Source organism: Nostoc sp. PA-18-2419 (assembly GCF_005869855.1).
Taxonomy (GTDB): domain Bacteria; phylum Cyanobacteriota; class Cyanobacteriia; order Cyanobacteriales; family Nostocaceae; genus Nostoc.
Genome location: NZ_SZNH01000009.1, coordinates 181,327 through 195,030, shown reverse-complemented (window position 1 = coordinate 195,030; position 13,704 = coordinate 181,327). Strand labels below are relative to the sequence as shown.

The 13,704-nt window shown below is 42.4% G+C and carries 11 protein-coding genes and 1 riboswitch; of the genes, 4 read left to right on the top strand and 7 right to left on the bottom strand.

Annotated features, from left to right (window positions below; translation table 11 throughout):
• The first annotated feature begins 98 nt into the window (after window positions 1–98).
• The 3 genes from FCR06_RS12095 to FCR06_RS33520 all read left to right on the top strand — a co-directional run bounded on the left by FCR06_RS12095 (window position 99) and on the right by FCR06_RS33520 (window position 2,646).
• Entirely contained in the window at window positions 99–611 is a 513-nt protein-coding gene (locus FCR06_RS12095; protein WP_138499908.1) for an SH3 domain-containing protein, read from the top strand.
• 214 nt (window positions 612–825) lie between these two features.
• Window positions 826–2,229, top strand: a complete 1,404-nt coding sequence (locus FCR06_RS12090) for a peptidoglycan-binding domain-containing protein (protein WP_138499906.1) — start codon at window positions 826–828, stop codon at window positions 2,227–2,229.
• A gap of 243 nt (window positions 2,230–2,472) precedes the next feature.
• On the top strand, window positions 2,473–2,646 hold the full coding sequence (locus FCR06_RS33520) for a hypothetical protein (RefSeq protein WP_223280112.1): 174 nt from the start codon (window positions 2,473–2,475) through the stop codon (window positions 2,644–2,646).
• Between the two features lie 78 nt (window positions 2,647–2,724).
• On the opposite strand, the gene sbcC is transcribed toward FCR06_RS33520, so the two are convergent.
• From sbcC to FCR06_RS12050, 7 genes are all read right to left on the bottom strand, one after another.
• Window positions 2,725–5,751, bottom strand: a complete 3,027-nt coding sequence (gene sbcC / locus FCR06_RS12080; protein WP_138499904.1) for an AAA family ATPase — start codon at window positions 5,749–5,751, stop codon at window positions 2,725–2,727.
• Window positions 5,752–6,223: 472 nt separating this feature from the next.
• The gene (locus tag FCR06_RS12075; protein WP_138499902.1) at window positions 6,224–6,673 is read right to left on the bottom strand and encodes a hypothetical protein; all 450 of its coding nucleotides are present in this window, start codon (window positions 6,671–6,673) and stop codon (window positions 6,224–6,226) included.
• Entirely contained in the window at window positions 6,670–7,542 is an 873-nt protein-coding gene (locus tag FCR06_RS12070) for a class I SAM-dependent methyltransferase (RefSeq protein WP_138499900.1), read from the bottom strand. The genes FCR06_RS12075 and FCR06_RS12070 overlap by 4 nt, the downstream gene beginning before the upstream one ends.
• An 18-nt stretch (window positions 7,543–7,560) precedes the next feature.
• Complete coding sequence (locus FCR06_RS12065; protein WP_138499898.1) at window positions 7,561–8,025, bottom strand: hypothetical protein; 465 nt, start codon at window positions 8,023–8,025, stop codon at window positions 7,561–7,563.
• 26 nt (window positions 8,026–8,051) lie between these two features.
• On the bottom strand, window positions 8,052–9,317 hold the full coding sequence (locus FCR06_RS12060; protein WP_138499896.1) for an FAD-dependent hydroxylase: 1,266 nt from the start codon (window positions 9,315–9,317) through the stop codon (window positions 8,052–8,054).
• A 7-nt stretch (window positions 9,318–9,324) separates the two neighbouring features.
• Window positions 9,325–10,329 (bottom strand): methyltransferase domain-containing protein, encoded by a 1,005-nt coding sequence (locus tag FCR06_RS12055; RefSeq protein ID WP_138499894.1) that lies wholly within the window; start codon window positions 10,327–10,329, stop codon window positions 9,325–9,327.
• Between the two features lie 223 nt (window positions 10,330–10,552).
• Window positions 10,553–10,753: a hypothetical protein gene (locus FCR06_RS12050; protein ID WP_138499892.1), complete on the bottom strand. Its 201-nt coding sequence runs from the start codon at window positions 10,751–10,753 to the stop codon at window positions 10,553–10,555.
• Between the two features lie 279 nt (window positions 10,754–11,032).
• A riboswitch (cobalamin riboswitch) is annotated at window positions 11,033–11,176 on the bottom strand.
• Between the two features lie 225 nt (window positions 11,177–11,401).
• On the opposite strand from FCR06_RS12050, the gene FCR06_RS12045 reads away from it, so the two are divergent.
• A complete protein-coding gene (locus tag FCR06_RS12045; RefSeq protein ID WP_223280111.1) occupies window positions 11,402–13,696 on the top strand; it encodes a ribonucleoside-diphosphate reductase subunit alpha in 2,295 nt (764 codons plus the stop codon).
• Window positions 13,697–13,704 lie beyond the last annotated feature (8 nt).

Below are 13,704 nucleotides of genomic sequence, written 5' to 3'. Positions count from 1 at the left end.
ATCAATTATCATGGACTATTGATTCTGATACCAATGCCTTAAATTGCTTTTGTGCTTGTAGCCGTTGACTCTTAATCTTTGATAATCAGGTTTTAATTATGCTGTCTGGCTTGATAAAGTATATACTTGGGATTTTCTTGGCGCTCGCTGTGTTAGTAGGTGGTGGTGTTGCAGTTGCACTTTATTTCATGAATCGTACTGGCATAGCCCCTGCCAAACCGATTTTTTCTAACGATAGCCCCTCGGTGAAAGCCCAAGCTCCAAAAGCAACCGAGCCTGGAAGCAAATCCACCTCTACACCAGGGGCGACAACTCAATCATCTCCAAAATCAACCTCTACTCCTAACACGACTGAATCTCCTAAGCCTACCCCATCCCCAAAACCACTGCCATCAGGAGCTTACCGAGGGCGTGTGAGTTGGGCTCAAGGGTTGATTTTGCGGGCACAACCAAATCAAGACGCTGAACGTATTGGTAGCGTTGGTTTTAATCAGAAAATTATTGTCTTGGAAGAAAGTGAGGATAAAGCCTGGCAAAAAATTCGTTTGGAAAATACCGAACAAGAAGGTTGGGTGAAAGCAGGTAATACTGAAAAAACTAATGAACAATAGCTATTGGGGATTGGGAGCGTTGACTGTTGAGCCTTGCTGGGAATTCTCAAGCAAGACATGAAGAGTTATTCTCCTTGTCCCGTTGTCTTTTTATTTCCTCACCTCCCCTACCTCCACACTTCCCAGGTCAATTAGTTGTCAATAATCATACGAAAACTCAAGATTACACTGACTACGTGGTATTATCTTGTATGGTGATAACTTGAAAAAACAAGTGAAAACAGAGGTAGATAGCTATTTAACCGAGCTAGCCTCAGTCTTTGAGGCATCTGAAACCATCAAGGTTGTTCCTCTCGCACTTATTTTAAAATTTTTGAATTGGAAAAATTTATCTAGCCCTGTTGTAATGCGTCTTTTACCTGTAGCATTAACTATGGGGCTTGTAAGTAGTGCTGGGCAAGTTTTAGCACTTCAGAAAATTGGAACTAACGGATCACAAGTCACCAATAGTCAAAGATGTTTAAGAAAGTTAGGTTACTTTAAAGGCCCGGTGACAGGTAAGTTTGCTACCTTGACTCAGAATGCTGTGATCAAATTTCAGCAAGTCAATAGACTGCCAGCGGATGGGGTTCTAGGTGCTAATACTCAAAGAGCTTTGCAAAGAGCATGTCAGAGTAAAACCTTTAGTAAAAATATTAATCGAAATTCGCGCTCGCCAGTCAATCAATATCCTACTCTTTCCCAAGGCAAGGCTGGTGCAGCCGTGACTAAGTTGCAACAGCGCTTGAAGCAGCGCGGTTACTTTAATGCTAATCCTACGGGAAATTTTGGGCGAATCACTAAAGATGCTGTGATTGCATTTCAGCGAAATTCTGGGATATCTGCCAATGGAATTGTCAATCGACAAACTTGGAACGCACTACTAGGTTCTTCTCAGACTCCAGCTAAATCGAATCTTTCTACTCAACAAATTAGAGAATTGCAACAGCGTTTACGACAACTAGGTTACTTTAAAGCTAATCCGACTGGCAATACTGACCCAGTTACCAAACAAGCGATCGCTAAATTCCAACAAGCTTATAGACTACCTGTGAATGGCACAGCTAATACCCAAACTTTGGCAGCAGTACGTAGAGCCTCAAGTAGTGGATATTTTACTCAACAACCAACTAGAAATTATCTGACTGTTGGCGATCGTGGAGATAATATCAGATTAGTTCAAGAACGTTTGTCGCAGTTGGGTTTCTCTAATGCCAATCCTGATGGCTATTTCAGCGATTACACTAGAGAATCTGTAATGGCATTCCAACAATCTTCCCGACTCAGTTCTACTGGAAATGTAGATTGGCGAACTTGGGAAGCATTAGGATTAAATAACTCAACTGGAGACAATTCTGTTGAAACTAATCGCTATGTAGCACCTGTTAGTAATAATTATTTATTGCCTGAGACTAACGGTAATATCTTAGCTGCTAACAATCGTTATACAGTTATCGTCCCAGTTTTCAGTAATGATACTTTGAATAAAGTGCAACAATACATACCTCATGCTGTGACAGAGCAATCCAATCTGGGGGATTATGTGAATGCTGGAGCATTTAGCGATCGCGCCGAAGCCGAAAGGCTATCGAAAATGCTTCGCTCCTATGGTCTAGATGCAAGAGTAAAATACAATTGAGCAAGAATTCTCCAAGTCAGAATCAAGAGTATCAGGTACTCAGATCGAACCCTTTCAACGCGAATAAAAGCATAAAGTAGAATCAAACTAAACTAGATTAAATTTGGTTAGAAAAATTAAATGATGGTTGAGAGATGGACAGATGAAATGCTGGATGGATTGGCTTCCAGCGTCACTAAACTGCGCGAAAGTGTTAGTGAACTGCGTGAAAGTGTTATTTAGCTGCACGATAGCGTTACTGAGGTGCGTCAAAGCGTTACAAAACTGCACCAAAGCGTAACTGAGGTGCGTGATGGTGTTGATGGTCTGAGGGTAACTGTTCAAGCTTTGTTGCAAGTCGCTGCTCAAAGCCAACGAGATATGGAATTAGTTAAGCAGCGACAACAAGAAAACGACCAAAGATTTATATTTTGTTAGAAGAAGTCCGCTATTTAAGGCGAGGCAATCAAGAAAGTTAGAGACTTGTTAACGATGCCTAAGTTGGGGTGCACCTTATTAAATTGACAAACTCAACTGCGAGCCTTGCTGAGTTTTATTCACCTCAATTCTGGCTTGGAAAGCTTCTTTGAGGTGGGGCATGTGGGTAACAGTGAGAATGCAAGCGAAATCAGATGCGATCGCATTAATCGCTGCAATTAAGCGATCGCATCCTTCAGCATCCTGTGTACCAAAACCCTCATCCACAATCAACAATTGCAATGCCGCTCCCGCCCGTTGTGCTAATAATTTCGCCAAGGCTAAACGGATAGCAAAGTTAATTCTAAAAGCTTCTCCACCAGAATAAGTTTCATAAGCCCGCGTTCCTCTGGAATCGGCGATTAAAATATCCAAGGTGTCTATCAACTTGGCATTTTTCTTAGTTGATTTCCCACTACGTCCAGCTTTTTGAGTAATAAATTGTACATGAAATTGATTAGCGCTCAACCGCGAAAGTAATTGATTTGTCTCAGCTTCCAGTTGAGGTAATATATTTTCAATCATCAATGTTTGGATACCATTTTTACCAAAAGCCTGCGCTAATTCCTGATAAACACGCTGTTCGTGCTTGCAAGATTGTAGTTGTTTGTATTGTTGTTCGTACTGAATTTGCAGCGTTTGGAGTTGATGTACTAACTGCTCTAAACGCCCTAACTTGGCAATTTGTTCGTCCAGTTGGCGTCTGCGTATTGCTAGGTGCTGCTCTAGGGACTGAATTTGGGCAGATGGGTTGGCTGTTGCTTGTAGTTGCTCAATTATGCTTTCGATTTGATTGGCGAGTTTTTGCAGCTCCGTTATTCTAACGCCTCTAGATTCTTCTAATTCTTGTAATCTCATCTGGAGTTGGGGGTAATGCTGTTGGGCTGTTAAGAGTTGTTGATACAGCAAATGCCAAGATTGAGCTTTCTTGACAGCCATGCGGAGATTATTGTGCAGTTCTAAACTGTAGCCAATTTCAACAATGTGACGTTCCAGAGCCGCAATTTGTTTGGCAGATTCAGAATTAGTTTGTTCTTGCTGAATTCTGGCTTGTAATTCGGCAATAGTAGCTTGCAGTTCTGGTTTTCGGGCTGCTAGTTGCGCTTGTCGTTTAGTAGCGTCTTTAATCTGGCTTTGTTTAATTTCTGCCCAGCGCCACCGCTCAACTTCGCTGCGAGCTAGGGCATGGTCTTGCTCATTATAATTAACTTGTTGTAGATATTGGTCTAACTTTCGCAGTTCGGCTTGTTTGTCAGGAGCGTAATCACCAGCTTGTAGCGATCGCTCTAAATGTTGCTTTTCAGTAACAATTTGTTCTAATTGAAGTTGGACATCAGTCGTCGCTTCTAACTGTGCTGCCAATTGTCCCCGCTGTTCACGTAAACCTTCATAAATCGCTAATTGCTGCGATATTTCCCGATATTCCTGCCTGAGTACTTGAATTTCTTTATCAGAGACAGCCATTTGTTCCCGCACTACCCAAAACTGTCCTTGAGTATCATCGATCTCAGTTTGGGTTTTTTCCACTACACGGCTCCAATGATGTTCGTCCAAAGGACGTTCGCACAACGGACAAAGAGCATTGGGATTTTGGAGCATTTGCAGTTTTTGCTCTAATTCTCCTAGCAGTTTTTCATAATCCCGTTGGTGAGCTTGGAGACGTTCAATAAAGTGACGCCTTTCTTGCCCTTTTTCCTGGACTCGTTGCAAATAAACCCGCTTTTTATTCAGTTCTTCAATTTGGATTGCTACATCCATTACCGCCTGTTGTAGTTGCGGTTGGCGTCGTTGTTGGCGTTGCAATTGGTTTTGTGTATTTTGCAGTTGTTCGAGCCGCGCAACTAAACCAGCATGAGTCCGATCTAATTGGCTCTGCAAAGCTGTTCGCTCTTGCAACAATGGAGTCACCTGCATTTGCAATCCATCTAAATGAGCAAGATGGTGACGTGCTGCACCCAATTGTGACAAAGCAGCTTCAACTTCACCTGCTTTGGTGAGAGTTTGCTGAACTTCTCGCTCTTGTTGGTGCAAAGCTTCGATTTGAGCTTGGGCTTGTTGCAGTTGTCGTTCGATTTCCTGAATTTGTTTGCTAAGCTGTTGTTGTTTTTGTTGGCGAGTTTGTTGAGTTCGGCCGTATTCTTCAAATTTGGCAGCAAAAGCTTCTTCTTGAAATTGCAGACTTTGATATTGAGCGTATCCAGCTTTAATCTCAGCTTCTCGATCTAAGATTTTTTCTAAATCTGATAGCTGAGAGCCAACTGCTAACTGTTCTTGTTGCAGGCGATCGCAGTCTTGATTAAGATTTTGATGTTGCTGCTTGACAAAGTTCAGTTGTTGTTCCCAATTTTGGCGCTGGTGTTGGACAACTTGCAAACTTTGTAATTGAATATTGTCAAAAGCTTGTACCTGTTGCAGTTGATTGAGTTCAGCTTCTAACTGCTCTCTTTGGGCTTCGGTTGTCTTTTGTTGTTGTAGCTGAATTTTAATCGCATCCAAAGAACGCTCTAATTCCTCCGCCCGTGCTTTGAACTGACGAGAAGATTCCTTTGCCCGTTCTTCCAAATCATCATACTGATTGAGTTTCAACAACTCGGCTAAAATTTCTTTGCGTTCGGTAGGCCGTTTGAGCATGAATTCATCCGCTCGACCTTGACGTAAGTAGGCAGAATTAATAAAAGTATCATAATCGAGCTTAATATATTCTAAAATTGAATCTTGGGTTGCCCTTAGCCCTTTGCCAGTGAGTGGACGAAACCCAGAGGGTGTTTCTATTTGAAATTCCAGGACGCTACTAGCTCCCCGAATTCGCGTGCGAATCACCCGATATGTTTGCTGGTTACTTTGAAAAATAAAATCAACCCGAACTTCTTTGGCACCAGAATAGATAACATCATCTTCAGCATTGGCGCGGCTTTCACCCCAAATTGCCCAAGTGATTGCTTCTAAAAGGGAGGATTTACCCGCACCATTGGAGCCAGAAATACAAGCCGTATGCAAACCGCGAAAATCTAAAGTTGCATCACGGTAACTGAGAAAGTTTTTGAGAATAAGTTGTACTGGGATCATTCACCCTATAGCGCCTACATCTACTTTTAATAATTAAGAGTACAGATGCACTGTTTGTTAGTTTAGCTATCTAGACAACAGGTTTCTAGTCTTGAAGATATCAAATTTACAAAAATTTACAATTTAATGAGTGAATTTTTCTTGTTTTATAAAAATTTTTTGTTCTATTCAGAGAAAAATTCAACTGTCCTTCAGGCTCCCCTATATTTACTGCTGTTAACTGACAATTAAAAATTGACACAAGAGTTGCTCTTACAATTGAGGGAAATAATTTCTGTTTATTATCTACATTTGAGTAGAAAATTAGCTAGGAACTTGCTTCGCCATATTTATCTAAAAAAAGCAGTAATCTTCAAATATTAAAATTTCCCAACACAGGTTTCATTTGTATGGTGCGAGTATTAAACGCCAATATATAATTTTGACTAATTGCGATCGCCTTTAGAAGGCTTCTTGTTATTTAAGATGAGTATCATTGTATTTTTGCTCTTATTGAAAGGGGAGGTTGAAATTCTGCCCATTCTTTGCATATAGCTTGGTAACATTGCGGTGGTGTAATAGGTAAATTAGTTAAATAGAAAAACCCAGCTTGATTTCCGTATTCCAATAAAAATACAACATCTATATGAGGATTATACTTATCTACAGCTTCGAGAATATGAGCATTCATAAAGTGTCTTTGTAAGAGTACAGTATCGGATGCTGCTAACCAAGCATTTAAGAAAGCTGCGAGATTTTGACGTGGGATAAAATGCGCTCTAAATGTTTCACCAGTCATACTTAAATGCGGAGAATTGGTACTGCAAATCACGACACCACGTTCTCCTCCTAAATAACCAACCCAAGCGTTGTAACCAATTGCCAGTAAATTAGTGGCGATAAAATCTTGTTGCCAATCTTGAGTGTTGATTTCTGTAGTCATCTCAAATTAACCTCATGAATTGATAACTGCCAAAGTTGGATAGAATAACGCAGATGGCTCTCAAAAATAGTGCGTGCTGCTAACCCCTCAGCAATTGGCTTTTCTAGCCAACGCTTAAATATCCAACGACCAAGTGCGTGTAATGCAGGAAACGCTATCGCTACAACATCAGCAATATATTTGACCGTTGTCAGCCCAAAAGTACGAAAGTTATCAACACACAAGTCGATCGTTGGTGCAACTTGAGTGGAGATGTCCTCAGTCTTAATTAACTTGAATCCAGTCTGCATCAACGCTGTTTGAAGCTCACTGGCGACATGACAATTAGAAAAAATACCTTCTCGGTATTCGGCATCAGAACGCATCATATCAGCAAGCAGCAAGTAGCCACCACTACTCAGTAAACGAGCTGCACCTTGAGCCAAATCGTCAACAGCAATATATTGACTGCTTTCGCTGAACAGAACTAAATCGTAGGAGTATGATTTGTAAAAATCTTCAAATCTCGTTAAGTAAAAAGGTACTTGACCGTTGGTATTGTGAATAAATCTCTCTTGCTGGAGTGGGTCGGGTGCTAATCCCTCAACACTGAAACCGCGTGAGCACAAATATGCTGCGTTACCTCCAATCCCACAGCCTACGTCAAGCACAGTTTTTATCCCTTCTGGGATAAAACTCAAAAGTTTGGCTGTATATGCAACTTGCGCCGCACGCAGGCGAGTTAGAGTTAATTCTTCACCCACAGTAGGTAGTGGTTCCCAATACCCGTAATGGAGATAGTCGGAATTTGTAAGTCCCATGTAATAATCTATCGCTGCATTTTGGTAGCGAGTTGCTTTGGGAATTTTGCTTGATTTTGGCTTGAGCATTCATCAATAAAGTAAGTTTTAGGGTATTAGGCTTGGGTTAAATTCTGACCATCGCTTGCAAACTTGTTCGTAGCAATTGGGTGGAGTAATTTTTAGTTGATGTAAAAAATTCACCTCAATTTGAGGTTCAGCCTTTAGGACTAGAAGAATATCTTGACGGGGATTGTATGTTGCGACTGCTGGGGAAATTGATGAAATCATCGATGAGCAGATTGATTGCGATATAAATCCGCCATCTTGAAACGAACGCAAGTAAAACCTAATCAAATCGGAAGGGAGAAATTGGAGAGTGAAGGGAACTGTATGAACCCTTGTATTTGTAGGGTGAGTAATTTTAGTATCCACATCACAAATAACAACTCCCCGCCCAAATGACTGAAATCCTTTCCATCCTGTGTAACCGATTAGCAATATATTGTTATGGATAAAGCTGTTTTGCCAGTAGCCGAAATTTCCTTGCCAAACACTATTGGATAGTCGCATTGACTTCCTCTCCCAATACAATTGACTCAATGCGAACCTGCTCCAACTCTCGTCCAATCAATACGGCGACCCCACAGCCCGGTTATCAGTCGCAGCAGTAGCCTTCGTGGGAAAGACCAGTAAATTATCAGCCGCAGTACTAGCCGCCGTAGTTTAACCATTGGTAGCCATTGATTAGAAAAGCTGCGGTTGAGAAGATCAGTAAAGGCTAGCACCACCCAGTTTTCATAGCGTCGCCAGCGATCGTAGCGTTTTAGCACTGCTAGAGAACCTGGGTCTTGTTTGTGTTGTTGTGCAGTTTGCAGCACTTGGGCTAGGGCAGCCGCATCACGAATACCCATGTTTAGCCCCTGACCGCCCACCGGATGACAGCAGTGGGCAGCATCCCCCAGCAACACTAAACGTGGTTGGCAATAGCGGCAGCTCTGCATCAATCGTGCCGGAAACACTAAGGGTTGGCTCAACAAGGTTAGTTTCCCCATTTGGTCGCCGTAGCGTCGTTGCAGTTCGGTCATAAACTGGTCGCTTGGCAGAGCAACTATTGCTTGAGCCTCTGCATGGGGGGCAATCCAGACGATTTGGCAGCGATTATCAGGCAAGGGCAAAATTGCAAAAGGGCCGCTAGACCAAAAACGCTCGTAGCCGATGTTTTGATGCGATCGCTCTGGAGCAACAAAAGCTGTGATGCAGGATTGCCAGTAAGCCCAGCCGTTAGTTTCGATGCCAGCCTGTAGGCGAATTTGCGAGTTGATGCCATCAGCAGCCACCACCAACTTCGATTGCAACCGTTGTTGACCCTGGGAATTCTTTAGCACCACCTCTGCGGTTTCGGCTCCATAGCGCACCTCAACCACTTGAGTCTCATACCAACAGCTGATGTTGGCTGCTGTTGCTACTCGTTGCTGGAGTGCCGCTATCAGCACCCCATGTTCACCACAGTAGTAAACTGCTGCTTCTCCCAAATCCTTTGGGCAAAATTCGACTCGGTGAGGATAGTCTGCGTCTGACAGTAACACTCGTGAAAAATGGCTAATTTTTGGCGCAATTTGCGACCACAGCCCTAAATAACGAAAAATTTTGCTGGTCATCGGCGACAGGGCATAAGCTCTTGATCGCTCTGTTGCTTGGTGCTGTTGTTGTGCTTCCACTACTAAAATTCGCAAACCTGACGATTGCAGTCCACAGGCTAGCGTCAAACCCGAAATACCTCCGCCGACAATAACTACATCGCAGTTCGCCAAAGATGGATTTGGCGATGGGGTGATTACCGGGAACTCAAAATTAATCGTCATGCAACCCCTACCTAACCAAGCTTGAGGGAGTTCCCTTAGCAAGGTTTCTATTCATCAATTCTGTACGTGAATTCGCCCGCACAGCGCGGAACATGCCAAATCGGCACAGTCCTGCCCCAAATGCTAGACGCATCAGCAATAAAGTCGGTACTTCGCGTACAGACTTGATGAAACCAGACAGTCCAAAACGTAGAAATCCGCTTGGTCGAACCACCCCTTGCCAAATCGAATCTAACCAAGAAGGTAGAGTTTCTTGCGTCCAGTCTGCCGTAATTACCTCCCCTTCCACTAATCCTGTTGCTACCAAAAGCTCAGAAAATCCCTCAATGCTAGAGAAAGCTGGATGAGACCACTGATCTAGGAGTTGCCGCATTACTGGTTTTTCCCAAAAATTTAGCGGTTTTTGGCGGTCATCTCTTTGATTCCAGTCAGCGACAACCAATACTCCACCAGGTTTTAGCACCCTTATTAATTCTCTGGCAAAAACAGCTTTATCAGGCATATGGGGGCCTGCTTCAATTGACCAAACCACATCAAAACTGGCATCTGGAAACGACAATGCCATTGCATCATCGACTGCAAAGTGGGCGTTTAGTTCTTGGGGTGTTAACTCTTGGGCGCGTTTTACTTGTTGTGGGCTGATGGTAATTCCTGTGACAGCAAACCCATAATCTCGCGCTAAAATGCGACTGCTGCCGCCAATCCCACAGCCAACATCTAAAACGGTAGTATCATTCGGTAATTTATCTAAACCACCCCATTTGACCATTTCATGCACGAAGTCAGATTTAGCAGCCAAAAAATCTTTACGTCGTGGCGGCGAACCGTAATGACCGAGGTGAATGTGTTCCCCCCAGTAAAACTCTAAGATGCCGTCAAGCGTCCATTGGTCGTAGGAATTGGCGACTGTGCCTGAGGATTGGTACTTACGAGCAGTTAGGAAATAAACCGCAATTCCAATTAGTAAAACTAGAACAAAACCAATTACAAAATAAAGCAATAGAGTTGACATTGTTGTGAAATCTTTCTATGTAGCTAACAGTTGATAGACTTTGATTTGTTTATAAAAAAACCTAGATTCAAAACCTCCCCCCTTATGGGCAAAAAAATCCTTGTCTCACAAAGCAGGTGTAAACCCCAACGCCAGTTCTCTCAAGTCGGGAAACCCGCCCACGAGACTGGCTCCCCCTTGTAAGTGGCTGTATTTAATTTTGAATTTTGAATTTTGAATTGATTCAAGGTTCATCACGAATTAGACGAGCGATGGCAATGTTAATCTTCCTATACGTTGAACTTGCGATATTTTGCCAACCTCGAATTATTTCCCTGGGATTTAGAAAGGGTTTTTGCTTATCTTCTCTAAAACCCATTTGTTTGACAAAAGGATGAACAGCAGTAGGAATCTTCCCAGTTCGGTGAAGATAAAATTTCGGCATGATGATTAACCGAGTCAGAATTTAACGAAAATACGCTGAGTATATGCGCGCTAGATGTAGCCATCAAAAGTTAGTGCAATATCTTGTCGAAAATTGCTTAGATTTCCAAGTTCAAATAATGACCTGACTCTTGACAAAGTAATTGCTAATCAAAATTTCATATTAATTATCTATTTCATGGAAAGCAGCAATTTGTAGCGTTTTAATATGCGGTGCTTTCAAAATCTCAGACCTGACGAGCATTATGTAATAAACCATCCGTACCTCGCAGATGTAAAAAATTTACAAGTCAACTTCGGCGGGCATTCTGACTCACAAGGTAAACCTTGATTACAGTTGCGGGACAGCGCCGGATTTACACCGGACTTTCCCCGTTTCCTCTGATGGCTGACCCCCACCAGAACCGAGATTCCTTTGCATATTAACACAACTGTGATTTGCTTGCGTAAAAATCAATGGTCGATCTATACTGGCATTCGTCATCAATCGGGGCAAGTTCAATTCTTTACCAAAACTTGCTCTGGATTTTTATTGGACAATTCTTATAACAATTTTTCAACCCTATAACTTATTAGGATTGCCAGCGTTTTGTGACATAAATTGACATTTTTTTGCATTGCCAAATCTGGTTAACAATTGTTTTCCATTATGGCAATTATTTTTCTCCAATTTATTAACTTATCCAGTATGCAAGCTCCATCCAAACTATTTGAAAATTCTACAACGGATATCTATGTTGTTCGTCGTGATGGTTCGACGACACCGTTAGAAATTAATAAAATTCGCACAGTAGTTAATTGGGCTTGTTGCGGACTTTCAACAAATTCTATTGCTCTAGAAGCACATTTAACAACTCGATTGCGCCCCGGTATTACCACGCGAGAAATTCAAGATAATTTAATTCGCTGTGCCTTGGATTTGTGTAGTCCTGAAGAACCTGATTGGCGGTATGTCGCAGGGCGATTACACATTTGGAGTTTGTGGAAAGATACTCAAGTTAGTCGTGGCTATCGGTACAGTTACTATCCTCAGACTGTAAAAGCAAAAGTTCTCTTGGGAGAATATGATCGCCGCATCTTAATCTACACTCAACAAGAGTTAGAAATTGCCAACACCTGGATCGATCCCGATTGGGATGCTGACTATGATTATGCAGGAGCAGTATTACTGACAAAGCGATATCTGTTGGCAAACGAGTTACCCCAAGAAGCATTTTTAAGTTGTGCATTGTTGATTGCTTCCGTAGAAACACCAGAAAATCGCTTAACTTGGGCACGGAGATTTTATGAAGCGATCGCTCGTCGTCAAATATCTTTAGCAACGCCGATTTTAGCAAACTTACGGATTCCCAATGGTTCGCTAGCCAGTTGTTTCATTACGGCAATGGACGACAATTTAGAAAGCATTTTTGGCAGTATTCACGATGCAGCGCGGATTTCTAAAAATGGCGGCGGTGTGGGCGTGAATCTGTCTCGGATTCGGGCTACTGGTAGTTGGGTGATGGGGAAGAAGAACGCCTCTGGTGGTGTCGTTCCTTGGATTAAGTTATTGAATGATACAGCGATCGCAGTTAATCAAGGTGGACGCAGAGCAGGTGCTGTTACTGTGAGTCTGGATATTTGGCATTTAGACTTACCTGAATTTTTGGAAATGCAAACCGAGAATGGAGACGGGAGACGCAAAGCGTATGACGTGTTCCCACAATTGGTTGTCAGTGACGAATTTATGCGCCGGGTAGCAGCAGATACAGAATGGACGTTAGTAGATCCTTATGAGGTGCGAACTCGTTTAGGGATTGAACTAGCTTCAACTTGGGGTGAAGAATTTGAACATGCCTATCTTCAAATCGAAGCCAGTTTAGATAAATCAATTACGCTCTACAAACGGGTAAATGCGCGTCTTTTATTCAAACAGGTGATGCGAACCCAATTAGAAACCGGAATGCCTTATCTATGGTTCAAAGATACCGTCAACCGAGCTAACCCCAATCAGCATGAGGGATATATTCCTGGAGGAAATCTGTGCCAGGAGAGTTGGTCAAACGTGAAACCTGGTGAAGAAGCACATACGTGCAATCTCGTAAGTATCAATTTAGCCAATTTAGAAGACAAACAGCGAGAAGAGATTTGTCAAATTGCAGTACGTATATTAGATAACACCATTGAACTTACGTCACCGCCGTTTGCTGCGAGTGCCACCCACAACGCCAAATATCGCACAATTGGAGTGGGCTGTATGGGATTAGCCGACTGGTTAGCAAAACGTCATCTCACTTACACCCATCTTCAAGAAATTAGCGATTTATTTGAAGACATCGGTTACTATTGCACCGCAGTATCAATGGAATTGGCGAAGGAACGGGGTCCGTATCCTGCTTTTGGGGGTAGTGAATGGAGCAAAGGACATTTAATCGGAGCAAAACCTGTGGAATGGTTTTTGCAACACGCTCATCTTCCAGAACGCTTCGCAAAATTGAGTCAAGATATCAAACGACATGGTATTCGCAATTCACATATTACTGCGATCGCACCTAATACTTCTTCATCTTTAGTTCAAGGTTGTACAGCTAGTGTTTTGCCCGTTTACAGCAAATTCTTCTATGAAAAGTGGGCAAAGGGTTCAGTACCCATCGCACCGCCTTACATTCGGGATAATCTATGGTTTTATGTCGAAAATAAGACACTGGATCAGAAAAAAGTCGTCAAAGCGATCGCTACAATCCAACAATGGATTGATACAGGAATTTCAATGGAATTGCTCTTTAATTTGAACGCTGGAGTCTATTTACCCGATGAACCTGAGCGATGTCTTACTGCTATCGATATTTTTGAAACCCTAATGCTGGCTTGGGAATTGGGTTGTAAAGCAATCTATTACATTCGCACTGTCCAAAAAGACAGTTTCAAAGAATCGAACGAGCAATGTGTTGCTTGTGCAAACTGAATACCAGT